At 70.5% G+C, this 23,426-nt stretch carries 24 protein-coding genes; 11 read left to right on the top strand and 13 right to left on the bottom strand.

The genetic code is table 11. From position 1 onward, the window contains the following. Positions 1-138 precede the first annotated feature (138 nt). From ACQEWB_RS03985 to ACQEWB_RS03965, 5 genes are all read left to right on the top strand, one after another. Complete coding sequence (locus ACQEWB_RS03985) at positions 139-1,065, top strand: PmoA family protein (RefSeq protein WP_432827076.1); 927 nt, start codon at positions 139-141, stop codon at positions 1,063-1,065. A 72-nt stretch (positions 1,066-1,137) separates the two neighbouring features. Then, positions 1,138-2,421, top strand: coding sequence for an ABC transporter substrate-binding protein (locus ACQEWB_RS03980; RefSeq protein WP_432827074.1), 1,284 nt, complete (start codon positions 1,138-1,140; stop codon positions 2,419-2,421). After that, positions 2,418-3,356, top strand: a complete 939-nt coding sequence (locus ACQEWB_RS03975; RefSeq protein ID WP_432827072.1) for a carbohydrate ABC transporter permease — start codon at positions 2,418-2,420, stop codon at positions 3,354-3,356. The genes ACQEWB_RS03980 and ACQEWB_RS03975 overlap by 4 nt, the downstream gene beginning before the upstream one ends. Continuing rightward, the gene (locus ACQEWB_RS03970) at positions 3,353-4,222 is read left to right on the top strand and encodes a carbohydrate ABC transporter permease (RefSeq protein ID WP_432827070.1); all 870 of its coding nucleotides are present in this window, start codon (positions 3,353-3,355) and stop codon (positions 4,220-4,222) included. Before ACQEWB_RS03975 ends, ACQEWB_RS03970 begins: the two co-directional genes overlap by 4 nt. Then, positions 4,219-4,815: a hypothetical protein gene (locus tag ACQEWB_RS03965; protein ID WP_432827068.1), complete on the top strand. Its 597-nt coding sequence runs from the start codon at positions 4,219-4,221 to the stop codon at positions 4,813-4,815. The genes ACQEWB_RS03970 and ACQEWB_RS03965 overlap by 4 nt, the downstream gene beginning before the upstream one ends. On the opposite strand, the gene ACQEWB_RS03960 is transcribed toward ACQEWB_RS03965, so the two are convergent. The 3 genes from ACQEWB_RS03960 to ACQEWB_RS03950 are packed head-to-tail and all read right to left on the bottom strand — an operon-like array spanning position 4,805 to position 6,787. Continuing rightward, the gene (locus ACQEWB_RS03960; protein WP_432827066.1) at positions 4,805-5,611 is read right to left on the bottom strand and encodes an SAM-dependent methyltransferase; all 807 of its coding nucleotides are present in this window, start codon (positions 5,609-5,611) and stop codon (positions 4,805-4,807) included. The two genes, ACQEWB_RS03965 and ACQEWB_RS03960, sit on opposite strands and share 11 nt — an antisense overlap. A 43-nt stretch (positions 5,612-5,654) precedes the next feature. Further along, entirely contained in the window at positions 5,655-5,912 is a 258-nt protein-coding gene (locus tag ACQEWB_RS03955; RefSeq protein ID WP_432827064.1) for a DUF397 domain-containing protein, read from the bottom strand. After that, positions 5,909-6,787 carry a helix-turn-helix domain-containing protein gene (locus tag ACQEWB_RS03950; protein ID WP_432827062.1) on the bottom strand — a complete coding sequence of 293 codons (879 nt, stop codon included), beginning with the start codon at positions 6,785-6,787 and terminating at the stop codon, positions 5,909-5,911. Before ACQEWB_RS03950 ends, ACQEWB_RS03955 begins: the two co-directional genes overlap by 4 nt. Before the next feature lie 238 nt (positions 6,788-7,025). On the opposite strand from ACQEWB_RS03950, the gene ACQEWB_RS03945 reads away from it, so the two are divergent. After that, the gene (locus ACQEWB_RS03945) at positions 7,026-7,466 is read left to right on the top strand and encodes an ATP-binding protein (RefSeq protein WP_432827060.1); all 441 of its coding nucleotides are present in this window, start codon (positions 7,026-7,028) and stop codon (positions 7,464-7,466) included. Positions 7,467-7,469: 3 nt separating this feature from the next. Here ACQEWB_RS03945 and ACQEWB_RS03940 read toward each other — a convergent pair whose 3' ends face one another. After that, positions 7,470-8,969, bottom strand: a complete 1,500-nt coding sequence (locus ACQEWB_RS03940; RefSeq protein ID WP_432827058.1) for a PP2C family protein-serine/threonine phosphatase — start codon at positions 8,967-8,969, stop codon at positions 7,470-7,472. On the opposite strand from ACQEWB_RS03940, the gene ACQEWB_RS03935 reads away from it, so the two are divergent. Continuing rightward, entirely contained in the window at positions 8,959-9,771 is an 813-nt protein-coding gene (locus ACQEWB_RS03935; protein ID WP_432827056.1) for an SAM-dependent methyltransferase, read from the top strand. The genes ACQEWB_RS03940 and ACQEWB_RS03935 overlap by 11 nt on opposite strands. Before the next feature lie 12 nt (positions 9,772-9,783). On the opposite strand, the gene ACQEWB_RS03930 is transcribed toward ACQEWB_RS03935, so the two are convergent. Next, positions 9,784-10,773 (bottom strand): LacI family DNA-binding transcriptional regulator, encoded by a 990-nt coding sequence (locus ACQEWB_RS03930; RefSeq protein ID WP_432827054.1) that lies wholly within the window; start codon positions 10,771-10,773, stop codon positions 9,784-9,786. Between the two features lie 255 nt (positions 10,774-11,028). Between ACQEWB_RS03930 and ACQEWB_RS03925 the strand changes: the two genes are divergently transcribed. Beyond that, positions 11,029-12,087: a glycoside hydrolase family 5 protein gene (locus ACQEWB_RS03925; protein ID WP_432827052.1), complete on the top strand. Its 1,059-nt coding sequence runs from the start codon at positions 11,029-11,031 to the stop codon at positions 12,085-12,087. Between the two features lie 67 nt (positions 12,088-12,154). On the opposite strand, the gene ACQEWB_RS03920 is transcribed toward ACQEWB_RS03925, so the two are convergent. After that, positions 12,155-12,829 (bottom strand): LuxR C-terminal-related transcriptional regulator, encoded by a 675-nt coding sequence (locus ACQEWB_RS03920; protein ID WP_432827050.1) that lies wholly within the window; start codon positions 12,827-12,829, stop codon positions 12,155-12,157. Positions 12,830-12,999: 170 nt separating this feature from the next. Between ACQEWB_RS03920 and ACQEWB_RS03915 the strand changes: the two genes are divergently transcribed. Next, positions 13,000-13,506, top strand: coding sequence for a hypothetical protein (locus tag ACQEWB_RS03915; protein WP_432827048.1), 507 nt, complete (start codon positions 13,000-13,002; stop codon positions 13,504-13,506). A 4-nt stretch (positions 13,507-13,510) separates the two neighbouring features. Here ACQEWB_RS03915 and ACQEWB_RS03910 read toward each other — a convergent pair whose 3' ends face one another. The 6 genes from ACQEWB_RS03910 to ACQEWB_RS03885 are packed head-to-tail and all read right to left on the bottom strand — an operon-like array spanning position 13,511 to position 20,194. Beyond that, positions 13,511-14,524: an ABC transporter ATP-binding protein gene (locus ACQEWB_RS03910; protein WP_432827046.1), complete on the bottom strand. Its 1,014-nt coding sequence runs from the start codon at positions 14,522-14,524 to the stop codon at positions 13,511-13,513. Then, complete coding sequence (locus tag ACQEWB_RS03905) at positions 14,521-15,567, bottom strand: ABC transporter ATP-binding protein (protein ID WP_432827044.1); 1,047 nt, start codon at positions 15,565-15,567, stop codon at positions 14,521-14,523. Before ACQEWB_RS03905 ends, ACQEWB_RS03910 begins: the two co-directional genes overlap by 4 nt. Next, on the bottom strand, positions 15,560-16,534 hold the full coding sequence (locus ACQEWB_RS03900; protein WP_432827042.1) for an ABC transporter permease: 975 nt from the start codon (positions 16,532-16,534) through the stop codon (positions 15,560-15,562). The genes ACQEWB_RS03905 and ACQEWB_RS03900 overlap by 8 nt, the downstream gene beginning before the upstream one ends. Continuing rightward, the gene (locus tag ACQEWB_RS03895) at positions 16,531-17,535 is read right to left on the bottom strand and encodes an ABC transporter permease (RefSeq protein WP_432827040.1); all 1,005 of its coding nucleotides are present in this window, start codon (positions 17,533-17,535) and stop codon (positions 16,531-16,533) included. The genes ACQEWB_RS03900 and ACQEWB_RS03895 overlap by 4 nt, the downstream gene beginning before the upstream one ends. Before the next feature lie 17 nt (positions 17,536-17,552). Beyond that, positions 17,553-19,274: an ABC transporter substrate-binding protein gene (locus tag ACQEWB_RS03890; RefSeq protein ID WP_432827038.1), complete on the bottom strand. Its 1,722-nt coding sequence runs from the start codon at positions 19,272-19,274 to the stop codon at positions 17,553-17,555. Between the two features lie 23 nt (positions 19,275-19,297). Further along, positions 19,298-20,194, bottom strand: coding sequence for a proline iminopeptidase-family hydrolase (locus ACQEWB_RS03885; RefSeq protein ID WP_432827036.1), 897 nt, complete (start codon positions 20,192-20,194; stop codon positions 19,298-19,300). Between the two features lie 239 nt (positions 20,195-20,433). Between ACQEWB_RS03885 and ACQEWB_RS03880 the strand changes: the two genes are divergently transcribed. Together ACQEWB_RS03880 and ACQEWB_RS03875 are read left to right on the top strand one after the other, a co-directional pair. After that, a complete protein-coding gene (locus tag ACQEWB_RS03880) occupies positions 20,434-21,195 on the top strand; it encodes a FadR/GntR family transcriptional regulator (protein WP_432827034.1) in 762 nt (253 codons plus the stop codon). An 80-nt stretch (positions 21,196-21,275) separates the two neighbouring features. Continuing rightward, positions 21,276-22,118, top strand: a complete 843-nt coding sequence (locus tag ACQEWB_RS03875; RefSeq protein ID WP_432827032.1) for an SMP-30/gluconolactonase/LRE family protein — start codon at positions 21,276-21,278, stop codon at positions 22,116-22,118. Positions 22,119-22,187: 69 nt separating this feature from the next. Here ACQEWB_RS03875 and ACQEWB_RS03870 read toward each other — a convergent pair whose 3' ends face one another. Beyond that, positions 22,188-23,360 carry a flavin-dependent monooxygenase gene (locus ACQEWB_RS03870; RefSeq protein WP_432827030.1) on the bottom strand — a complete coding sequence of 391 codons (1,173 nt, stop codon included), beginning with the start codon at positions 23,358-23,360 and terminating at the stop codon, positions 22,188-22,190. Between the last annotated feature and the right edge of the window lie 66 nt (positions 23,361-23,426).

The following is a 23,426-nucleotide window of genomic DNA, read 5'->3' as shown; positions in this document are numbered from 1 at the left end:
CCGCAACACGTTCCTCGTATCGCTGCACAGGGGTTGTCCTGACATTCTCCCGGAGCCTAGGGTCGCCTTCCAGGAACAAGCGCTTTCTGTGCGTCAAGCATGCACGGAGACCACCCCACTGGCCCCCGAGGAGCGCGCATGGGCATCCGAGTCAGCCACGTCCACGGTGACCACATCGGGGTCGTGGCGGCGGACGGCACCGAGATCTTCCGGTACGTCTACCGCCCCGACCCCGACCCCTTCGAGGCGCGCAAGCCGTACGCGCACCCGGTCCGCACCCTTGCCGGGCGCACGGTGACCGGCTACCGGCCCAGCGACCACCGCTGGCACAAGGGTCTTCAGATGACGGCGAGCCATCTGTCCGGCCAGAACTTCTGGGGCGGCAACTCCTATGTCCACGGGCAGGGTTACCTGCCGCTGCCGGACCGCGTCGGCTCGATGCGGCACGACCGCTTCGCCGACTTCACCGTCGAGGACGACGAACTGGCCTTCTCCGAGGAGCTCACCTGGATCGCCGCCGACGGCGAGGAGTGGGCCCGCGAAGTACGCGGCATCACCGTCCACTCCGTCGACGAGGAGGCCGGTGCCTGGGCCCTGGACTGGTCGATCCGCCTCACCAACGTCCGCGACGAACCCCTCGTCTTCGGCTCCCCGACCACCGAGGGCCGCGAGCTCGCCGGATACACGGGACTGCAGTGGCGCGGCCCCCGAGACTTCACCGGTGGCACGGTCCGCGCCCCCGAATCCGACGCCGACGCCGAGAAACTGATGGGCACTCAGGGCCCCTGGATCGCGTACACCACCGAACACGACGACGTGGACGGCCACTCCACACTCGTCTTCGCCCACGCGCCCGACAACCTCGACGCCGATACGGCGATCCACGAGTCGCACTGGTTCGTGCGCGCCGAGCCGATCCCGACGGTCGCCTTCTCCTGGGCGTTCTTCGAGGAGTTCACGCTGCCGCCGGGCGCCTCCTTCGCCTACCGCTACCGGATCGTCGTCGCCGACGGCGCCTGGGACCGCGACCGGGTCGCGGCCCACCTCGACGGCCTGCCGTGGTGAGCAAGCCCCGACCCTGCTGACGGCAGGGCGCTTTCGACAGACCCGTCCGAGGAGAGGAGAGGTGACCTCGGCATGCCCGGACACAGGACAAAGGGGTTCTGCGCGTCGGCCGCCGCACTCGCGTTGTGCGCGGTGCTGACCGGCTGCGGGGGATCAGGGGAGTCGGCCGGCGGCGGCAAGGTCGTGCTGCGCTACACGTGGTGGGGCAACCCCGACCGCGCGGCCCGCACCGAGCAGGCCGTCGCGCTGTTCGAGAAACAGCACCCGAACGTGCGGGTGCAGACATCGTTCTCGGGCTACGACGCCTACAAGCAGAAGCTCGCCATCCAGGCCACGGGCGGCGACGCCCCCGACGTGATGCAGCTCGACTACCGGCAGATCGACCAATACGCGAGCGGGCACGTCCTGTTGGACCTCGGCAGGGTCGAGGACACCCTGCGCACCGAGGAGATCGACGCGGGCCTGCTCGCGACCGGCCGGGTGAACGGCAGGCAGTACGCCGTCCCGCAGGGCCGCGGCACCGAGACCGTCGTCTACGACACCAAGGCGTGGAAGGCCTCCGGGGTCCCGCTCCCGACCAAGAGCTGGACGTGGACTCAATGGGCCGACGACATGCGGGAGTTGGCCGCGAAGACCGGCAAGCCCGGCGGCACCGACCCCGGCCAGAGCGAGGACGCCTTCGAGGTGTGGCTGCGCGGCCAGGGCAAGGCCCTCTACACCAAGGACAGCCGACTCGGCTTCACCGCCGACGACTTGACCAAGTGGTGGACGTTCACCGACAGACTCCGGCGTGCGGGCGCCGTCTCGCCCGCCGAGCAGACCACCCAGCTCGACGGCTCCGTCGAGAACACCCCGCTCGGTCGCGGCAAGGCCACCGCCGACTTCAACTGGGACGCCCCGTCCAGCGGTTACCTCGCCCTCGTCCCCACCGGAGTCGCCCTCGCGCCGATGCCGTCCGGCGAGGACGGCACACCCGGCCAGTACTTCAAGCCCTCGATGTTCCTCGGTGTCGGCGCTCACACGAGTCACCCCGAGGAGGCCGCCGCGCTCGTCGACTTCCTCCTCAACGACGACGGGGCCGCGAAGATCCTCGGCGCGACCCGCGGCATCCCCGTCAACGAGACGATCCGCGAGCGGACACCCTCCCGGCTCAAGGACTTCGACAAGACGGTCTCCGACTTCCAGGCCTCCCTGGAGGGCACCCTCAAGGACCCGCCACAGGCCCCGCCCTCCGGCGACAACGCGCTTCAGACCACCTTCCAGCGCGACTACGACCAGGTGTCGTACGAGCGGATGTCGCCCCGCGAGGCGGCCGAGGACTACGTCACCGAGGCGAAGGCGGAGCTGAGGTCATGACGACGACACAGACACCTGCCACTGCGGTGCGTGCGACGGCGGCCACCTCGAAGCGGCGGCCGAAACGCCAACGGGAGGGCGCCGCCTGGGTGTTCCTCTCGCCCTGGGTGCTCGGCGCGACCGTCCTCACCCTGCTCCCGATGGCCGTGTCGCTGTACCTCTCCTTCACCGACTACGACCTGTTCAACGCACCGCGCTGGGTGGGCCTGCGCAACTACACGCAGATGTTCACCGAGGACCCGCGGTACTGGCGCTCGGTCACCACGACCCTGACGTACGTCGTGATCGCCGTACCCCTTCAGCTCGCCCTCGCGCTGGCCGTCGCCCTCGCCCTGAAGAACATGCGGCGCGGCAGGGCCTTCTACCGCTCCGCCTTCTACGCGCCCTCGCTGCTCGGCGCCTCCATGTCCATCGCCCTCGTCTGGCGCGCGCTGTTCAACGACGGCGGCACGGTGGACCACCTGTTCGGCACCGGCGGCTGGATCACCGAACCCGGCTGGGCGCTGCTCGCCGTGGCCCTGCTGACGGTGTGGCAGTTCGGTGCGCCCATGGTCATCTTCCTGGCCGGACTGCAACAGATCCCGGCCGAGCTGTACGAGGCGGCGGCCGTCGACGGGGCAGGAAAACGGCGGCAGTTCGTCTCCGTCACCGTGCCGATGCTGTCCCCGGTGCTCTTCTTCAACCTGGTGCTCCAGACCATCCAGGCCTTCCAGGTCTTCACCCCCGCCTTCGCCGTCAGCGCCGGCAAGGGCGGCCCCGCCGACTCGACTCTCGTCTACACCCTCTACCTCTACGACCGCGGCTTCGTCGCCTCCCACATGGGCTACGCCTCCGCCATGGCCTGGGTGCTGCTGATCGTGATCGGCGCCGTCACCGCGGTGCTGTTCCGCACCTCGCGCTCCTGGGTCTTCTACGCCTCCGAGGGGGACCGATGACCACGACCGTCCCAACTGCCGCTCGCCGCAAGACGGTTCGCCGGGGCCGGATCGCCGTGCACCTCGGCTGTCTGGCCGCGCTGCTGGTCATGCTCTACCCGCTGGCCTGGCTGCTCGCCACCTCGCTCAAGCCCGCCGACGAGGTCATCGCGAGCCTCGACCTCCTGCCCAGCCACCTGGAGTGGTCCAACTACCGGACCGCCTTCGAGGGCGTGAACGACGTCTCCGTCTGGCGGCTGCTCGGCAACTCCCTGCTGATCGCGGGCGGTGCGGTCCTCGGCAACGTCATCAGCTGCTCGCTGGCCGCCTACGCCTTCGCCCGTCTCCGCTTCCGGATGCGCGGCCCGCTGTTCGCCTTCATGATCGCCACGATCATGCTGCCGCACCACGCGGTGCTGATCCCGCAGTACATCATCTTCAACAAGCTCGGCCTGGTGAACACCTACTGGCCGCTGATCCTGCCGAAGTTCCTGGCCACGGAGGCGTTCTTCGTCTTCCTCGTCGTCCAGTTCATGCGCGGTCTGCCGCGCGAGCTGGAGGAGGCGGCCCGCATCGACGGCTGCGGCCCGTTCCGCAGCTTCTACAAGGTGATCCTTCCGCTCACCCGCCCCGCCCTGATCACCACCGCGATCTTCACCTTCATCTGGACCTGGAACGACTTCTTCACCCAGCTCATCTACCTCTTCGACCCGGACAAGTTCACCCTCACCCTCGCCCTGCGCTCCTTCGTGGACGCCTCCAGCCAGTCGGCCTTCGGCCCGATGTTCGCCATGTCGGTGATCGCCCTGCTGCCGATCGTGCTGTTCTTCCTGGCCTTCCAGCGCTTCCTGGTGGAGGGCATGGCCAGTTCGGGACTGAAGGGATGAGCGCCATGCGCAGCGCACGGGAGCCGGGCGAGGTCTTCGGCCCGCGGATGACCCTGTTCGCCGACACCCTGAGCGTCGGCCTCGCGACCACCGTGGCCTGTCTGCCTCTGCTGACCGCACCGGCCGCGCTGTCCACGGCCTGCGCGGTGCTGCGCGGCGCGGGCGAGGACCGCCCGGCCACCGCCGGGCAGTACTTCGCGCTGCTACGGCGACGGATGCGCACCGGCGACCTCGCGGCGGGCCTGGTCGCCCTCGCGGGAGTGCTGCTGTTCGCCGCCGACCTGGCGCTGGCCCGGGTGGGACTCCCGGGGGCGCCGGCCTTCGCGACGTCGGCCGCCGCGATCGGGGCGGCCGCCACCGTCGTGGCGCTGCGGGCCTGCGCCCGCCCCGAGTCGCTCACCGACTGGCCGACTGCCCTGCGCGCTGCCGCCCGTGACGCCGTGCACGACACGGGCGGCAGCGCCCTGGTCCTCCTCGCGGTGGCGACCGCGGCCCTGTGCGCCTGGATGCTGATACCGCTGGCCTTCCTGGCCCCCGGTCCGCTGGCCCTGGCGCTCACCGCGGTCGACATACGCTCCGGCGCTAGGGCTTGATACCCACCGCGGTCCACAGGCTGACCTCGGCGTCCGTGTTGGTCGGCTCCTCGTCCGGGCGCCAGTGGTGGCCGACGGCGACGCCGGGGTCGAGCAGGTCGAGCCCCTCGAAGAAGCGGCCGACCTCCTCCTTGGAGCGCACCTGCACCTGGGTGCCCGCACTGATGTAGATGTCGACGAGCTTGCGCCAGGTCTCCGGGTCGAAGTCCGGCGTGCAGTGGCTCAGCGCCAGCGCGCTGCCCGAGGGCAGGGCGTCGAGCAGCCGGGCAACGATGTCGTACGGGCCCCACGCGTCCGGGATGAAGTGCAGCAGCGCGTTGAGCGAGAGCGCCACCGGCTTGGTGAGGTCCAACGCCTGCGAAAGTTCAGGGGCGTTGAGGATCGTCTCGGGCTCGGTGAAGTCCGCGTGGATGTACGTGGTGCGGCCTTCACGGGTGCTGCGCATGAGCCGCTCCGCGTACTTCAGCACGAGCGGGTCGTTGTCGGCGTACACCACCTTGGCGTCCGGCACCACGGCCTGGGCGACCTGGTGGAGGTTGGGCTCGGTGGGGATGCCGGTGCCGATGTCCAGCCACTGCCGGATGCCGTGCTCCTGGGCGAGGACCCGGGTGGCGCGGTGCATGAACGCGCGGTTCTCCCGGGCGCAGACGAAGATCGCCGGGAACACCTCCGCGACCTTCCCGGCGGCCTGCTGGTCGACGTCGAAGTGGTCCTTGCCGCCGAGGTAGTAGTCGTACATCCGGGCGGAATGGGGCCTGCTGGTGTCGATGTCCCGCGCGGCGTGCGAGTTGGTCATGCTGTCCCTTTCGGAGGTGTGCGTGGGGGGAGGGGAGAGAAAGTCAGCCGATGGTGAGGTGGTCGGCCAGGCCCCGCTTGACCCCCGCGACGAACGCGGCGATCTCCTCGGGGGTGTAGATGAGGGCGGGTCCGGCCGGGTCCGTCGACTGGCGCAGCGCCACCCGGCCGTCGGCGAGCTGCTTCGTCTGCACGCACTGGCCCCCGTTGGGGCCGCTCCAGGGTGATTCCCAGCCCTGCTCGCCGAGCTCCGTGGCGGGCATGCCGTTGTAGACGTAGAAGCTGCCGTCGATCGTGGTCATGAGTACTCCTTGCGCATGCGGTCCAGGAGTGCCCGGCTCTGCGCGTCGGAGGTCAGCAGGGACATCCGGTTGTGCGCCTCGAGATGGGCTACGACGTCGGAACGCTGGTCCAGATACATGGCGCCGGAGAGGACCTCGGTGTAGACGACGTCCGGCAGCTCCGGCTCCTCGAAACGGAAGTAAGTGAAGGGGGCGCAGGCACCGACATGGGCGCCCGCCGTGAACGGCACCACGTCGACGCTGACGTGCTCCAGCTCCGAGACCTCCAGGAGCCGCTCGATCTGCTCCCGCATCACCTCGGGGCCGCCGACCACACGGTGCAGTACGGCCTCCTCCATCACCACCCACAGAGTGGGCGCGTCGGGTCTCGCCAGCAGACCCTGACGGTGTAACCGCAGGTCCACGCGGCGCGTGAGGTCCTCGTCGGCGTCGTTCGGGAAGCCGCCGCTCAGCACACCGCGGGCGTAGCGCGGGGTCTGGAGCAGTCCCGTCACGTAGTGGGGCTCGTACGTGCGCAGCGTCTTCGCCCCGGTCTCCAGGCTCACGTAGGCGCTGAACCAGGTGGGCAGCACGTCCCGGTACGTGTGCCACCAGCCCGGCTCGTTGGCCCGCTCGGCGAACTCGACGAACTCGGCCGTCTCCTGCCGGTCGGCCCCGTACGTCTCCAGCAGCTTCTCGACGTAGAGGGGCTTGAGCCCGACCTCCGCCTTCTCCAGGCGCCGGATGGTCAGGGGCGTCACCCGCAGGGCCCGGGCGGCGTCCTCCAGGGACACGCCCGCACCCTGCCGCCGCTCCTGCAGCCGACGGCCGAGGATCATGCGCAGCACCGTGGGTGCGCTGCTGCCGCTGTTCGCGCCCGGACGACCTTCGCTCACGCCCAAACCTCCTGAGGGACTGTCACCGGTAAGAGTCTGAAGGCGACTTGGTGAAGTCGCCAGAGAGATATCGGCCCGATGAAATTATCAGGCAGCTGGTTGCAGCTTGAACTTGGGTGGGAGCATAGTTACTTGTGTGAATCGTTTCGGCGATCACCTGCAACACCCCTTCCCTGCTGCCCCGTTGCTCACGCCCGCTTCCGACTGCGCCCGCTCGATCCCCACGGAAGGCACCGCCGTGTCCCCCCACACGACTTCCTCGCCGCAGCTCTTAGACGTATCGAGCCCGGAGCTCACCCACTGGCTGGAGATCCCGCCGCACCGGTCCAGCGTCAGAGTCGCCCGCCGTTCCATGAACGCCCGGCTGACCGACTGGCTGCTGCCGGGCGAGCTGTGCGCGGACGCCGTCCTGCTCGTGTCCGAGCTGGTCACCAACGCCGTCCGGCACACCCTCAGCGCGCGCATCCTGTGCGGCATCGGGCTCGTCGGCGACGGCCGCGTCCGGCTCGAGGTGCACGACCACGACTACACGGGTGGCGACCTGCCCCGCTGCGATCCGGGCCCCGACGACGAGGGCGGCCGCGGACTGCTCCTGGTCGAGCAGCTCGCGGACGCCTGGGGCGTCGACCGGTCCCGGCTCACCGGCGGCAACGCCGTGTGGGCCACTTTGACCGCCTGAGGTTCAGCCCCGGGCCGGCGTCAGTTCGGCCAGCAGCAGCGTCCGGTCGTCCCCGCCGGTCGCGTCGGAAGGAGCGTGCAGGAGGTGGTGGCACAGCGTGGGCAGCGGATCCTGGCCGCCGGCGCCCACGGGTTCGTCGACGGCCGCGTCCAGGGCGCGCGCGAGCCGGGCGATCTCCTGGTCGATGTCGGCGTCGCGGGACTCGACCAGACCGTCGCTGTAGAGGACCAGCAGGGACGGCTCCGGCACGGTGATCACGGTCGCCTCGTAGTGGCCCGTGCCGAGCCCGAGGGGCAGGCCCGCCTCGACCAGCGGCACCGGCGCGCTGTGCCCGTCGGGACCGCGCAGCAGCGGGGGAGGATGGCCGGCTCCGACCAGGGTGCAGGTGTGCAGGGCCGCGTCCCACTCGGCGTAGATGCAGGTCGCGAAGGAGGCGCCCGGGGTGTCGCAGGCGAGCGCGTCGAGGCGTCGTACGAGATCGGCCGCCGGGATGTCCAGGCCCGCCAACGCCCTTGCGGCGGTGCGGAGTTGGAGCATCGCGACGGCGGACTCCGGGCCGTGCCCCATGGCGTCCCCGACGATCAGGCTGACCCGGTCGCCAGGCCGTTCGAGTACGTCGAACCAGTCGCCGCCGATGACGGTGTCCGGCCCGGCGGGCAGCGAGCCATGGGCGACCCGGCAGCCCGCGAGCTCCTGGTGCGTGCCGTGCGGCAGGCTGTCGCGGATGGCGAGGGCGGTGCGGCGCTCGCGCTGGTACCGGCGTGCGTTGTCCAGCGCCAGAGCGGCCCGCGCCGCCAACTCCTCGACGGCCGCCACCTCTTCGGGCACGAACGCCTTCCGGTCCGGGCCGCGCGTGCAGACGACGAAGCCGATCGTGGACTCCCCGAGCCGCAGCGGCACGACGAGGAACGAGGACACCATCAGCAGGTCCTGGAGGCGTGCGTCCACGTCGCCGGAGGCCAGCAGCCGCTCGACCGTGATCGTGTCGACCGCGTCCAGCAGCTGCGCCTGCCCGGAGGCGAGGGCGCGGGCGTGCGGGGTGCCGCGCGGGAAGACGATCACCTCGCCGACCGGCAGCACTGCCTCCCAGTCCTCCTTGGCCCCCGCGCCCAGTCGCAGCGCCAGCCGGTGCGCCTCGATCCGGGGCGGGTCCGCCGTCAGATACGCGTTCTCCTCGCGCCGCCAGCGCTCCAGCAGATAGACCGAGGCCGCGTCGGAGAACGCGGGCGTGAGCGCGTCCGCGATCCGGCTGCCGGTCAGCCGCAGGTCGAGTTCCGAACCGATCAGGTCGGCGGCGGGGGAGAAGACCGACGGTCTCGGCGAGGGCCGGGCGTCGGTCGGGATGTCGGTGCGGCTGCGCGGTTCGTTCCGCAGGGTCGTGCCTTTCCGGGTGGGGGGCCGGCCGCGCGGCAGGACAACTGGCGCGCCGCGCCGCGCGTCGCACGCAACTATATGATGATGCGTCAATGTCTGGCGCAGGAAGGGATGTTGAATGCCCGACATCGCAGGTCCGGGGCAGGGAAGTGATCCCGACAAGGCGAGCGTGGCCCGGATGTACGACGCCATGCTGGGCGGACAGCACAACTTCGCCATCGACCGGGAGGCCGTCGCGGCCTTCTCCGCCATCGACCCCCAGGTGCGCACCCTGGCCCGCGCCAACCGTGCTTTCCTCGGCCGGGCCGTGCGCTTCCTCGCCGCGGCCGGGGTCCGCCAGTTCATCGACCTCGGCTCCGGCATCCCCACCCAGGGCAACGTCCACGAGGTGGCCCAGTCGGCGAGCCCCGGCGCCCGGGTGGTCTACGTCGACAACGACCCCGTGGCCGTGGCCCACAGCGGCTCGCTGCTCGCCGACAACCCGGACGCGGCCATCGTCGACGCCGACATCCGCCGCCCGGCCGACATCCTCGCCGCACCGCAGGTGCGCAAGCTGATCGACTTCGAGCAGCCCGTCGCCGTACTGATGAACGCGATCCTGCACTTCGTCTCGCCCGAGGAGGACCCGGCCGGCATCGTGACCGCCTTCCGGGACGCCGTCCCGGTCGGCAGCTGGCTGGCGATGTCCCACGGGACGAACCAGGACCGCCCCGACACGGCCGCCGCGGTGGGCCAGCTGTACCGCGCCCGCGCCGCCTCACCGGTCACCCCGCGCTCCCACGACGAGATCCTCGGCCTCTTCGACGGCTTCGACCTCGCCGAGCCGGGCCTGGTCCACGTGCCCCTCTGGCGCCCCGACCCGGACGACGTGATCCCGGACAACCCGACGGACTACTGGGTCTACGTGGGAGTCGGCCGCAAGAACGCGTGACCGGGGGAGCGGTCAGCCCCGCGGCGCGGCCGTGCTCCGCCGGACCACCAGGCTCGTCGGCACCAGGTCGGTCCCCGGCAGGGAGCCGCCCCGGGTACGGATCTGCTGGAGCGCCCCCTGCACGCACCGCCGGCCCACCTCGGCGAAGTCCTGGTGGACCGTGGTGAGGGGCGGCACGAAGAAGGCGGCGTCCGGGATGTCGTCGAAGCCGACCACGCTGATCTCCTCGGGCACGGACCGGCCGCGCTCGTGGAAGGCCCGCAGCAGGCCCAGCGCCATCTGGTCGTTGGCGGCGAACACGGCCGTGCAGTCCGGCCGTTCGGCGAGCTCGAGGCCGGCCGCGTACCCGGACTCGGCCGACCAGTCACCGTGCAGCGGCGGCGGCACCGGACACCCGGCACGCTCAAGCTCCTTGCGCCAGGCCTGAGTTCGCCGCTGCCCGGCGAACGAGGTCTCGGGTCCCGTCACATGCCATACGGTCCGGTGGCCGAGATCCAGCAGATGCCGTACGGCCTTGCGCGCACCGTCGGCCTGGTCGGTGTCGACCACGCTGTAGCGGTCCCCGGCGTCCGAGTCGACGACCACGACATGTACGCCGGGCGGGAGTTGGACCGTGCCGGTGTCGAGCAGATGGATCTCCATGATGACGATCACCGCGTCGACCGCGAGCTCGCCCATGCGCGTGAAGGCGCCCAGCACGTTGTCCTGGGTCGGCACGTCGATCGGGATCAACGTGATCGCGTACCCCTCGGCCGCCGCGTGCGTGGCGATCGCCTCCACGGTACGGCTGTTGCCCGTCGAGGCCAGGCTGAACAGGATCACGCCGATCGTGTTGAACTGGCCGTAACGCAGCGCGCGGGCCGCGCTGTTGGGCCGGTAGCCCAGCTCCCGCATCGCCGCAAGGACCTGCTCCCGGGTCGAACTGATCACCCCGGCATGGCCGTTGGAGACCCGCGACACCGTCTGTGAGGAGACGCCCGCGAGCTTGGCGACGTCCGCCATGGAGACACGCTGTTTGCGGCGCCCGCCAGGGACGCCGGAGCCGCCCCGTTCCACCACTGGTGCCTCCTTCGGGCCGACTTGGGTGACCTGTAGCGCAGTGCACCGGATGGTACGCGTGAGAAGCCTTGACGGCCGCTGGGGCTGATGCCAGGATTCCGGCGCCGCCGAGTTTACGTAAACATCCGACACGAAGGTGCGCGATGTTTACGTAAACATACGGGGCGCAGAGCCGCCACCTCTTGAAAGGGCACGTCGATGCGCAAGACCCCCGCCACAAACCGCTCCGCCTTCCGGCTGCGCGCCGCCTGTGTGGCGGTCGCGATCGCCGCGGTCAGCGGTGCGACCCTCGTCGGTACCCCCGCCTCGGCCGCCGCGCCGACCGGTACGAGCCAGTTCCGAGGCGTCAACTGGGCCGATCCGCGCGACAACTTCGCCGACGACTACCTCCAGCTGTCCGGTCTGTCGACCACCGACGGCTACGCGAAGACCTACGCCAAGTCGAGCCGGATCATCTCGGCGTTCCATGCCAACCTCGGCGCCAACACCGTGCGGCTGCCCATCAACCCGTACACGGTCGACGGCGCCTACTGGAAGTCGTACCGCGGGGTCATCGACGCGGCCTCCGACCAGGGCTTCAAGGTGATCGTGTCCTACTGGGAGGGCACCGGCGACAAGAAGGACGGCTACATCGACGACGAGACCACGTACTGGCCCATGTGGGACACCGTGGTCAAGGCCTACAAGCACGACCCCAAGGTCTACTTCGAGCCGATGAACGAGCCGCACGGCTACACCGACGCCCAGTGGGCCGACATAGCCGCGAAGTGGCTGGCCACCTACCCGTCCGTGCCCCGCAACCGGGTCTTCGTCAGCGGCGCCGGCTACAACGACCACGTCACCACGGTCTGCGCCGACCCCCGCCTGAAGGGCACCTACCTCTCCCTGCACCACTACGGCTTCTGGAAGAGCTACGCCACCTACGACCAGTGGGTCTCCGACCTCAAGGAGCGGCTCGGCGACTGCGCGGGCCGCACGGTCGCGGACGAGTTCGGCGCCCCGATGACGACGGGCCTGAACTACAACGTGCCCACGCCGGACGACAACTCGGTCAACTTCATCCAGGCCGACACCGACACCTTCCGCAAGCTCGGCATGGGCTCGGTCTACTGGCCGGGGCTGCGCACCGACGACACGTACTCGATCCAGAAGCTGATCGGCGACGCGTCCCGGCCGTGGCTGGAGACGACGAACCAGTCCGGCGCGGACCGGCTGGCCTGGGGCTGGGGACGCGGGAAGCCGGTCCAGCAGCCCTGACCCGGGCTCTGATCGACGACCCGATGGCCGGCCGCAGGCGTGAGTGCAGTGGCCGGCCGTCGAGGGGTCAGGCCGCCGCCGGCTGGACCAGTCCGGACTCGTAGGCGAAGACCACCGCCTGTACGCGGGCCCGGGCGCCGATCTTGGCGAGGATGTGGCTGACGTGGGACTTCACGGTCGTCGGGGCGATGGACAGGCGCTGTCCGATCTCGGCGTTGGACCAGCCGGAGGCCACGGCGGTGAGGATGTCGCGCTCGCGGTGGGTGAGCGTCTCCAGCCCGATCTCCTGGGTGATCCGGCGCAGCGGCTTCTGCTCCCGGACGGTGTCGATGAGCGCGCGGGTCAGACCCGGCGTGATGACGGCGTCCCCGGCGGCCACGACCCGGACGGCGGCGGACAGTTCCTCGGGTGTGGCGTCCTGGAGGAGGAAGCCGCCGGCCCCGGCGCGCAGGGCCGCGGAGGCGTAGGACTCGTCGCCGGTCGGGGTCAGTACCAGGAGCCGCGGCCGGTGGTCCCCGGGCCCGGCGGGCCGGGTGATGCGGCGGATCGCCTCGACGCCGTCCGGGTCGGAGGCCCGGCTGCCCATGACGACCACGTCGGGCCGGAGCTCGGTGGTCATCCGGGCCGCCTCGAAGGCGTTCGCCGTCTCGCCGACGACGGTCAGATCGGGCTCGGCCGCGAGGAGCATCCGGAGGCCGAGGCGCTGGAGGGACTGGTCATGGACGACGAGTACGGAGGTCATGGCGTGCATCTCCTCTGAACGAAACCGTTTCGTTCACCTACGGAGCAGCATAGCCCTGCCGCTATCGAAACGGCACCGTCTCTGTTGTGTTCTGGATCACCAGATCTGAACGGCGACCCGTGTTCGTCCGTACTCCTTCATCGAGCTGGTTCCTGGACACGGAGGGGCACTTGTCACAGCAGGCAACGCCGGGACGCACCGACCGCATTCCTTCCACGGTCCGCCTGGCGCGCGGCGCCGCGCTGATCGGGGGCCTCGCGCTGCTGCCGCTGGCCACGGCGTGCAGCGGGGGCGAGGGCGGCGGCGAGGCCGACAAGGCACGTAGGACCTCGGTGTCGGCCGCCCCCGAGGCCGGGGTCGTGGCGCCGGCGAAGGTGGAGGTGATCGCCGGGCTGATCGGCTGTGCGAAGCCGAAGATCCGGGTCGAAGCGGAGGAGCTCCGGCAGGGCGTGTGCCACACCAAGCAGGCCGACCGCGTCATCACGACGTTCCCCGAGGAGAAGTACAAGCTTGCCTGGCTCGACGCCGCCAGCGGCTACGGCGGTCAGCACCTGGTCGGCGCCCGCTGGGTGGTCAGCGCGAAGCCGGAGCTGCTGAAGGCCTACCGCGACAAGCTCGGCGGGGACATCCAGCAGATGCGCGGCTTCGGCCCGACGGCGGCACCGAGCGCCTCCTAGCGGATCAGTCGGACAGCGGGAAGTGGCAGGCGACGGAGCGTCCCGACGCCGTCGGGGTGAGCCGGGGCCGTTCCAGGGCGCACTGCTCGCGGGCGTAAGGGCAGCGGGTGCGGAACGGGCAGCCCGTCGGCCGGTGCACCGGGTTGGGCACCTCGCCGGTGAGGACGATCCGCTCCCGGGGTGACGCGTCCGTCCCGTCGTCGATCTCCGGGACCGCCGAGAGCAGGGCCTGCGTATAGGGGTGCGCGGGTGTCTCGTACAGCTCCTCCGTCCCGGCCAGCTCGACGATCTCGCCGAGGTACATCACGGCGATACGGTCCGAGACGTGCCGGACCACGCCGAGGTCGTGCGCGATGAAGACGTAGGTGAGTCCGAACTCCTCCTGGAGGTCGGCGAAGAGGTTGAGCACCTGCGCCTGGATCGACACGTCGAGTGCGGACACCGGCTCGTCGGCCACGATCAGCTTCGGGTCGGTGGCCAACGCCCGTGCGATACCGATGCGTTGCCGCTGCCCGCCGGAGAACTCGTGCGGGTACCGGTCCAGATGCGCCGACGACAGTCCTACGACGTCGAAGAGCCCGGCGACCCGGCGGCGGACCGAGGCCGCGTCGCCGTACCGGTGCACGAGCAGCGGTTCGGCCACGATGTCCCCGGCGCGGCGGCGGGGGTTGAGCGAGGCCTGCGGATCCTGGAAGACGAGCTGTATGCCCGGCCGGACGGGACGCATCCGTCGCGCGGACAGGCTGCTGATGTCCTGGCCGTCGAACTCCACGCTCCCACCGGTGAGTTCGGTGAGCCGGACCAGACACCGACCTAGGGTGGACTTGCCGCAGCCCGACTCGCCGACGACACCGAGGGTCTCCCCGGCCCGCACCTCCAGGGACACCCCGTCCACGGCCCGCAGGATGCGCCGGCGCCGGGAGAATCCGTCGGCGCGCAGGGGATAGTGCTTGGTGACGTCCGTGGCCCGCAACAGGACGTCGCCGTGGGACGGTTCGACCGTGTCCTGCGTCGTCATGACGCCGCCTCCGCATCCATGTCCCGCACGTCGGTGGTCGCCGCCCGGGTCGTGAGCCGTAGCGCCGCGCGGTGGTCGGCCGGCAGCCAGCAGGCGTCCCGGTGCGTTCCCTCGCCGTGCCCCGCCGACAACACCGGCCGCTCGTCGCAGCGTTCGTGCCGCAGCCGGCAGCGCGGTGCGAAGGCGCAGCCCTCCGGCAGGCTGCCGGGGGAGACGGGCACCCCCGCGATGGTGGGCAGCCGTCGCAGCCGCGGCCCGCCGACCCGGGGCACCGAGTCGAGCAGCCCCCAGGTGTAGGGGTGCCGCGGGCCGTGGAACACCGCCCGGCGCGGCCCCTCCTCGGCCGCCCGGCCGCCGTACATGACCATGACCCGGTCGGCGATCCGCGAGACCACGCCCATGTCGTGGGTGATGAGGACGATGGCGGAGCCGCGGGCGTTCAACTCCCGCATCAGGTCGAGTATCTGGGCCTGGACGGTGACGTCCAGTGCCGTCGTCGGCTCGTCCGCGATCAGCAGGGCCGGGTCGCAGGAGAGCGCCATCGCGATGACCGCGCGCTGCCGCATGCCGCCGGAGAACTCGTGCGGGTACGCGTTGACCCGGGAGGCCGCGTCGGGGATGCCCACGTCGGAGAGCAGCTGGACCGCACGCGCGTGCGCCGCCCTGCGGGAGACCCGCTCATGGGCGCGTATCTGCTCGGCGATCTGCCAGCCCACGGTGTACACGGGCGTCAGCGCGGTCATCGGGTCCTGGAAGACCATCGCGATCTCCCGGCCCCGTACCGCACGCATCCCGTCCGCGGGCAGGGCGAGCAAATCCCCTCCACGGAAGAGGACTTCGCCCGAGACGGTCACGTTCGGGTTGGTGATCAGGCGCAGCACGGCCAGCATCGACACGCTCTTGCCGGAGCCCGACTCGCCCACCACGCCCAGGACTTCGCCGGGGTCGACGGAGAAGGAGAGTCCGTCGATGGCCGTGACGGTCCCGGTGCGGGTGCGGAACGACACCCGCAGATCTCGTACGTCCAGCAGGGGTTCAGGCATGGCGGGCCCTCGGGTCGAGTCGTGCGTACAGGATGTCCACCAGCGCGTTGGCGAGGACCACGAAGAACGCCGCGTACAGGACCGTGCCCATGATCACGGGCAGGTCGAGGTTCTGCAGGGCGTCATAGGTGAGCTTGCCGATGCCGGGCAGGCCGAAGACCACCTCGGTCAGCAGCGCGGCGCCGCCCACCAGCGCGCCGAAGTCCAGGCCGAACAGGGACACGATCGGGATCAGCGAGCAGCGCAGGGCGTGCCGGATCAGGATGCGCCGTTCGGACAGGCCCTTGGCGCGGGCCGTGCGGACGTAGTCCTCGCCCAGGGCGGTGACGACCTCGCCGCGCAGGAGGCGGGCGTAGATCCCGGCGTACAGCAGGGCCAGGGTCAGCCAGGGGAAGAGCATGTGCAGCGCCCACTGGCCGGGGTGGGCGAGGCCGACGTAGCCGGGCGGCGGCACCCACGAGAACAGTGAACCGTGCAGCTGCTTCTGGGTGACGAGGTTGACGACCTCGCCGAGCCAGTAGGCGGGCAGCGATACGCCGACCACGCCCACCAGCATGATCAGCGGGTCGGCGGCCCTGCCGCGCAGCGTGGCCGCGGCCGTGCCCATGAGGATGCCGGCCACCATCCAGATCACCGCCGCGCCGACCACGAGCGACAGGGTCACCGGGGTGGCCTGCACGATCTGCGGGATCACCCGGGAGCCGCGGTTGACGAAGGACTCCAGATCGCGGTCGACGAGCAGGTGACGCATCATCAGCAGATAGCGGACGGGCATCGGGCGGTCCAGGCCGAAGGAGTGCCGGACCTGGGCGAGAGTGGCCGGGTCGGCGTTGCGGCCGGCGATACGGGCGGCCGGGTCGACTCCCGGGGTGGCGAAGAAGATCAGGAACACCAGGACGCTGATCGCGAACATCACCAGCAGGGCCGAGGCGAAGCGCTTGAGGGCGAAGTGCAGCACGTCGGTCACACCCCTCCGCGCAGCCGGGCGCCCGGGTCCAGCGCGTCGCGGACCCCGTCGCCGAGCACGCTGAGGGCGCCCGTGGTCAGGGCGATCAGCAGGCCGGGCGCGATGGTCACGGCCGGGCGGGTGTAGAGCAGCCCCAGTCCGTCCTCGATGATCGTGCCCCAACTGGCGTCCGGCGGCTGGACACCGACGGACAGGAAGGACAGCGCCGACTCGGTGAGCATGGCCAGCGCGGTCATCAGCGGGACGAAGACGATCGCCGTCGGCACGACGTTCGGCAGCACCTCCCGGCGCAGGATCCGCAGGGTCGGAGCGCCCGAGCCGACGGCCGCGTGGATGAACTCCTTGTTCCGCAGCACCAGCACCTGACCGCGCAACGGCCGGGCGATGTACGGCACATAGATCGCCGCGATGATCGCGACCGGCAGCCACAGGCTGCCCGCGTCCACGGTCAGCGGACCCAGCCGGAGCCCGTCGGTGAGCAGCACCACCGACAGGCAGATCGCCAGCAGATACACCGGAAAGGCCCAGACGACGTCCAGGATCCGGGAGATGACGGAGTCCACGACCCCGCCCGCGTATCCGGCGACGATACCGACGGCCGTACCGAGCACGCAGGTCAGCAGCGCCGCCGTGAACCCGATGAACAGGCTCGTACGGCCGCCGTACAGCAGCCGGGCCATGACGTCGCGGCCCTGGTTGTCGGAGCCGAGGAAGTAGTGGGCCGGGTCCCAGGTCGGGCCGATGGGCGTGACACCGAGGCCGAGGCCGGTGCTGCTCGGGGTGAGCACCGGCACGGTCCTGCCGTCGACGACCGTCGTACCGGAGACATGGGACTGGAACGGATCGGTGTGGGCGACGTGGCCGGCGTACAACGGCGCGCACAGGGTCGCCAGTACGACGACCAGCAGGACGACGGCCGCCGCCATCGCAGGCCTGTTGCGTACGAGGTCGGTGGCGGCCGTCCGCCAGGGGCCCGGCGAGCGCCGGGCCTCAGCGGTCAACGGGGGCTCTGTGACGGTCATTTGACCCACAGCTGCCCGACGAGCATGTAGAACTGCTTGCTGAACCGGTAGTTGCCGACCCGGGTCGAGGTGAAGTCGATCAGCTTGGGGTTGATCAGCGGCACGAGCGGGGAGTCGGCCATGATCTGCTGGTCGATGGCGCCCCACTGCTGGTTCGCGCTCTTCTCGTCGGTCTCCGCCGTCTTCAGCGCGGCCTGCATCTTCGCGTCGACGCCCTTGTCGCAGAACCCGGAGATGTTGATGCTGGAGTCGCTGCCCGGGTGGAACGAGGCGCAGGACAGCAGCACGTTGAGGAAGTCCGAGGCCGCCGGATAGTCCTGGTACCAGGACGTCAGCGCCAACTGCACCTTGTTCTTGGTGTTCTGGATGTAGGTGAACTGGATGTTCCCCGACAGCGGCTTCAGCTTCGCCTTGTAGCCGAGCTGGGTGAGCAGGCTCTGCAGGTACTCTCCGATCGACTTGTTGACGTCGTCGTCCTGCACGACGATGCCGACCTCCTGCCCCGCCGTACCGGACTGTTTCACCAGCGCCTTGGCCTTCGCCAGGTCCGCCGCCTTCCAGGTCGTACCCCCGCCCTTGGTGTAGTCGCAGGAGTCGACGTGCCCGGGGAAGCCGGCCGGCAGGACGGTGCAGGCGGGGGAGGCGAGGTTGGTGCCGCCGTACAGCCGCACCACGGCCGCCCGGTCCACGGCCCAGTTGATCGCCTGGCGCGCCAGCTTGTTGTCGAACGGCGCCATGTTGACGTTCAGCGTCGCGTACCAGAACGCGGTCAGCGGGTTCACATGCGCCTGCGAGGCGTACTTGGTGCCGATCTCGTTGAGCCGGTCGGCGGGCGGCGGATCGTACATCCAGTCCGCCTGGCCGTTCTCGACGGCGGTCACCTCCGACTCGACGGTCTGCCCGAAGGTGTAGTCGATGACGTCCGGGTAGCCCTGCGGCTCGGCCTCGCGCGACCACTCCTCGAAGTGCGGGTTGCGTACGAGCTTCAGCGCGCGGTTCGGGTCGTACGAGGCCGCCATGTAGGGGCCGGTGGTGGGCAGCGGCTTCGTGCCGGCGTCCTTCGTCGGCGAGTCCTTCGGTACGACGACGGCGTGCGGGACGGCCAGCTTGTACGGGAACTCCGGGTCCGCGGCGGTGAGGTTGATGGTGATGGTGCCGGCCTTCGCGTCGCCGGTCACACCGCCCTTGAGCGTGCAGGAGGCCGGCTTCTTGAGACAGGCGTCGGCGCCGACGATGCCGTTGTAGAAGGTGCCTGCCGTGGGGCTGGAGACCTTGAAGATGCGCTGGAAGGACGCCACGACGTCGTCGGTGGTCAGGGCCTTGCCGTTGGAGAAGGTGATGCCTTTGCGCAGGGTGAAGGTGTAGGTCCTGCCGCCGTTGGTGACCTTTGGCAGTGCCGTGGCAAGGTCCGGGACGACCGTGAAGGACTCCTGCCCGTTCACCTTCTTGAAGGCCAGCAGGCCGTCGTACATCGACTGGTACAACTGCCAGTACTGGAGCGTGTAGTTGACCTGCGGGTCGAAGGTGCCCGCGGCCGCGTGGGCGACCAGTTTCAGGGTGCCGCCCTTGTGCTGTGACTGGAAGGCGGTGGTGCCGGAGCCCGATGACGAGGTGGGACTGGAGGACGAGCCGTCGTCGGAGGACGAACAGGCGGCCGCGGTGAGGGCGAGCGCGACGGTGGCGGCGGCGAGCGCGCCCCGTCTGGTGCTGCGGGACATGGCAGACAACTCCCGTCGGGGGATCAGTCGGTGGAGTCGAGGAACGAGCCCACGACCCGGAGGTAGAGCTCCTCCTCCTCGACGTGCGGCATATGGCTGGAGCGCTCGAACATCTGCCAGCGCACGTCGGGGATGTGGTCGGCGAAGGGGCGGAGGGTCTCGGGAGTCGCCTCGTCGTGGCGCCCGGAGACGAGCAGCGTCGGCGCGTCGATCAGATGCAGCCGGTCGACGACGGACCAGTCCTTGAGGGTGCCGACCACATGGAACTCGTTCGGCCCGTTCATCGTGTGGTACACGGTCGGATCGGCCGCGATGTTGTCCCAGGTCGCCTGGACCTCGGGCGGGTTGGGCGTCAGGCGGCACACATGGCGCTCGTTGAAGACCTGCTCGGCGGCGCGGTAGTCGGGATGGTCGGTGGTGCCCGCCTCCTCGTGCGCGAGCAGGGTGCGCTGCACCTCCGGCGGGAGGGCGGCCCGCAGCTCGGCGGCCGCGGCCAGCCACAGCTCCATGGACGCGGGGGAGTTGGCGATGACCAGGCCGCGCAGCCCGGCCGGCCTTCGCACCGCGTGCTCGGCGGCGAGCATGCCGCCCCAGGACTGGCCGAGCAGGTGGTAGCCGTCCGCGATCCCCAACTTCTTGAGCAGGACGTCGAGTTCGTCGAGGAAGAGCTGGACGGTCCAGAAGTCGGCGCCCTTGTCGGGCAGATGGGTGGAGCGGCCGGTGCCGAGCTGGTCGTAGTGCACGACCTGGCGACCCTGGGCTGCGATGTTCGCGATGGCGAGCGTGTAGTCGTGACCGGCGCCGGGGCCGCCGTGCAGGACCACCAAGGGTGTCCTGCCCGGTTCGCCGGTGATCCGGTACCAGGTGGAATTGCCGTTGAAGTCGACGGTTCCGGTGTGGTTCGGTTCGGGGATCGCCACGAGGGAGCCTCCCAGACAGGCCGGAACGAACCGGCCGCTGGCTGAAACGGGATGGGAGTGACGGATGGGTGAGATAGTCATTGGGTAAATGGTCAGCGCACAAGACCTTTTAGCGGCGCCGGGGCAAGAAGTAACGGCGCGTTCACATGGGTTGCGTGCGTTAACAGAAGCAGCGATTTAGGGGGAGTCAGCTGACATCCGTACCTGAGGCGCCCGGGCCGGAGGACGAGTACGCGCGGGTGCTCGACCGTGTCCTCGGCGGCACACCCTCCCCCCTGCGGCCGGTGCGCGTCACCTCCGCCGTGGACGAGGTCTCCGACCGGCTGCTCACCGCGATCGCCGTCGGTGACTTCCTGCCGGGCGAACGCCTGCCGCCCGAGCGGGAGCTCACCGGGCTGCTGCGGGTGAGTCGTCCCACCGTGCGGGAGGCGGTGGCGCGGCTTCAGGCGCTCGGCGTCATCGAGATCCGGCGGGGCCGCAGCGGCGGGGCGTTCGTGCGCGACAGCTGGACCGCCTCCACCGCCGCCGCGGTCCGGCGGACGCTGCTGCCCCGCTGGGAGGAGTTCGAGCAGCTCTTCGACCTGCGCGGGCTGGTGGAGGGCATGGTGGCCGCGACCGCCGCGCGCCGGCGGCGGCCCGAGGACCTCGAACCGATGCGCGCGGCCCTGGCCGCGCACCTGTCCGCGACCACGCCTCGCGAGGAGCAGGCCGCCGACAGCGCTTTCCACCAGGGCATCTGCGCGGCCACCCGCAATCCGCAGATCGCCCTGCTCAGCCGTGACCTGCTGACCCGGATCAGCCTCGGATTCCCGGTCGAGCCCTGGGGCAAGGGCGAGCGGACCCACTTTCACCGGGCCGGCGCGGACCACACGTCCCTCTACGAGGCCATCGCGGCGGGCGAGCCCGAGCGCGCGGAGGAGATCGCCCGCCGGCACTTCATGATCAGTGCCGAGATGATCCGGGACGTACTGGCCCGGGTGCGGGCCGTGGACGGATCCTGACGCCCACCCGTGTCGATTCGGCCGGGTCGCCGTTCGTATGGACAGTGAAGGGGCAGACGCGACCGAAGGGCGTGATGACGATGACCGAGGTGTCTACGCTGCTCACCGGTCGGGGCCTGGTGGAGTCCCCGCGCTGGCACGGAGGCCGGCTGTACTTCTCCGACTGGTCCGCCGGCGAGGTCGTGGCCGTCGACGCGGCGGGTCGCACTGAGGTCGTCGCCCGGGTGGCGTCCCTGCCGCTGTGCACGGCCTGGCTTCCGGACGGCCACCTGCTGATCGTCTCGTCGGCCGAGGGCCGGCTGCTGCGGCGGGAACCGGACGTCGGTCTGGTCCCCTACGCCGACCTGGGCGAACCCGGCTGGAACGACATCGTCGCGGACGGCCGCGGCAACGTCTACGTCAACCGGGTCGAATTCGACCCGATGGCGGGGGAGAGCGTCAAACCGGGCTCGGTGCACCTCGTCACTCCCGACGGCTCGGTGCGCGAGGTGGCCGACGACATCGCCTTCCCCAACGGCATGGCCGTCACCCCGGACGGCGCCACGCTGATCGTCGCCGACTCCCACCGCCACCGACTGGTCGCCTTCGACATCGACGCCGACGGCGGGTTGTCCGGCCGGCGCGTCTGGGCCGACCTCGGCGAGGGCGCCCCGGACGGTATCTGCACGGACGCGGAGAACGCCGTCTGGTACGCCGACGTCCCGAACCGGCGCTGTGTCCGCGTCACCGAAGGCGGCGCCGTCCTGCGGACCGTGACCCTGGACCGCGGAGCCTTCGCCTGCGCCCTGGGCGGCCCCGACCGCAGGACCCTGTTCATCACGGCGGCGCGCTGGCAGGGCATGACGGAGACCGAGATGGTGGCACCCGGCAGCGGTCAGGTGCTTGCCATGCCGGTCGAGGTGCCGGGCGCGGGCCGGCCGTGAGGGCCGTCCATCACCGGATTCCGGCGTTGAGGACCGTCGCTCACCGGATCCGGCGTTGAGGACCGTCGCTCACAGGAACGGCGTCCCCGCGTCCAGCCCCGACAGCACCCGCCCGTAAAGCTCCAGGTTGGTCGCGGGATTGACGAAGGAGTGCAAGGTCAGTGCCTGCACGTCCCGCACCGCCCGCTGGATCGGCACCTCCCGGTGCAACGAGGACGCCCCGGAGGCGGAGGCGATCAGATCGACCGCCTCCTTGCACAGGCGCGCCGCGTAGCCGCTCTGCGCCCGGATCCTGGCCCGCTCCTCCTCCGAGTAAGGCTCCCCGGCCTCGATCCGGGTGACGAAGTCGCTGGTCAGCAGCTCGGCGGCGGAGATCTTCAGCGCTGCCTCGGCGGCCTGGAGATGGGTGACGGTCGCCTCGTGCTGCCGCTGGTGGAAGGTGTACGTGATGCCCCGCCGGTGGATCCGCTCGGTGAACTCCTCCAGCGCGGCCCGGGCCAGCCCGAGGGCGTTCGGTGCCGTCCAGGCGCAGAACATCAGCAGGACGGGCATCCGGTAGAACGGGTCGTCGGCGTTGGCCTTGGACGGGAACTCGCCGGCGAGCAGGGGTCCGACCGGCAGGATCCGGTGGGCGGGCACGAAGACGTCCCGCGCGACGACACTGTTGCTCCCGCTGCCGGCCAGCCCGGAGACGTACCAGTCGTCGAGGATCTCCAGCTCCGCCATGGGTACGGCGGTCCACAGCACCTCGGGTGGTCCCTCGCCGGACTCCACCCGCGCGGTGAGCAGATGCCAGTCGGCGTGTCGGCAGCCGGTGGCGAACCCCGAGGTGCCGTTGACGACATAGCCGTCCTCCGTGGCCACCGCGGTGGCGTCCGGGATCAGGGTGCCGCCGACCCGCACGTCGGGGCTGGTGAAGATCTCGTCCTGCGCCTCGTCCGGGAAGAGCGCCGCGATGAACGAACACCCGGCCTGGATCAGCGCCGCGAACGCGGTCGAACCGCAGGCCGCGGCCACTTCGGCGATCGCGTCGACCTGGGTGTGCGGCGGCGTCTGGTAACCGCCGTACCGCCTGGGGACGTTCATCCGGTAGAGCCCGGCGTCCGTGAGTGCCGCGACGACCTCGTCCGGGACCCTGCGCTCCTGCTCGGTGCGTAAGGCGTGGTCGCGGATGAAGGGGCGTACGGCCCGTAAGCGTTCGACGAGGCCGGAATCGGAGTGGGGCGCTGACGACGGAGCCATGGCGGACCTCCGGGGGCGACGAATCCTCACCGTGACCCGGATCGCACGAAGAGTCAACGCCCGGTC

Source organism: Streptomyces sp. CA-249302, from assembly GCF_050936785.1.
GTDB lineage: Bacteria > Actinomycetota > Actinomycetes > Streptomycetales > Streptomycetaceae > Streptomyces.
The sequence above is the reverse complement of the archived record's forward strand: the minus strand, read 5'-3'. Positions and strand labels throughout refer to the sequence as shown.

Excerpts from the sequence above, each read along its gene's own strand:
- ACQEWB_RS03910 (WP_432827046.1), bottom strand. The coding sequence starts at position 14,524 with ATGACGACGCAGGACACGGTCGAACCGTCCCACGGCGACGTCCTGTTG.
- ACQEWB_RS03980 (WP_432827074.1), top strand. The coding sequence starts at position 1,138 with ATGCCCGGACACAGGACAAAGGGGTTCTGCGCGTCGGCCGCCGCACTC.
- ACQEWB_RS03955 (WP_432827064.1), bottom strand. The coding sequence starts at position 5,912 with ATGACCACGATCGACGGCAGCTTCTACGTCTACAACGGCATGCCCGCC.
- ACQEWB_RS03975 (WP_432827072.1), top strand. The coding sequence starts at position 2,418 with ATGACGACGACACAGACACCTGCCACTGCGGTGCGTGCGACGGCGGCC.
- ACQEWB_RS03940 (WP_432827058.1), bottom strand. The coding sequence starts at position 8,969 with ATGTCGGGCATTCAACATCCCTTCCTGCGCCAGACATTGACGCATCAT.
- ACQEWB_RS03960 (WP_432827066.1), bottom strand. The coding sequence starts at position 5,611 with ATGACCAACTCGCACGCCGCGCGGGACATCGACACCAGCAGGCCCCAT.
- ACQEWB_RS03930 (WP_432827054.1), bottom strand. The coding sequence starts at position 10,773 with ATGGCGGACGTCGCCAAGCTCGCGGGCGTCTCCTCACAGACGGTGTCG.
- ACQEWB_RS03890 (WP_432827038.1), bottom strand. The coding sequence starts at position 19,274 with ATGTCCCGCAGCACCAGACGGGGCGCGCTCGCCGCCGCCACCGTCGCG.
- ACQEWB_RS03970 (WP_432827070.1), top strand. The coding sequence starts at position 3,353 with ATGACCACGACCGTCCCAACTGCCGCTCGCCGCAAGACGGTTCGCCGG.
- ACQEWB_RS03875 (WP_432827032.1), top strand. The coding sequence starts at position 21,276 with ATGACCGAGGTGTCTACGCTGCTCACCGGTCGGGGCCTGGTGGAGTCC.
- ACQEWB_RS03920 (WP_432827050.1), bottom strand. The coding sequence starts at position 12,829 with ATGACCTCCGTACTCGTCGTCCATGACCAGTCCCTCCAGCGCCTCGGC.
- ACQEWB_RS03870 (WP_432827030.1), bottom strand. The coding sequence starts at position 23,360 with ATGGCTCCGTCGTCAGCGCCCCACTCCGATTCCGGCCTCGTCGAACGC.
- ACQEWB_RS03965 (WP_432827068.1), top strand. The coding sequence starts at position 4,219 with ATGAGCGCCATGCGCAGCGCACGGGAGCCGGGCGAGGTCTTCGGCCCG.
- ACQEWB_RS03935 (WP_432827056.1), top strand. The coding sequence starts at position 8,959 with ATGCCCGACATCGCAGGTCCGGGGCAGGGAAGTGATCCCGACAAGGCG.
- ACQEWB_RS03925 (WP_432827052.1), top strand. The coding sequence starts at position 11,029 with ATGCGCAAGACCCCCGCCACAAACCGCTCCGCCTTCCGGCTGCGCGCC.
- ACQEWB_RS03905 (WP_432827044.1), bottom strand. The coding sequence starts at position 15,567 with ATGCCTGAACCCCTGCTGGACGTACGAGATCTGCGGGTGTCGTTCCGC.
- ACQEWB_RS03985 (WP_432827076.1), top strand. The coding sequence starts at position 139 with ATGGGCATCCGAGTCAGCCACGTCCACGGTGACCACATCGGGGTCGTG.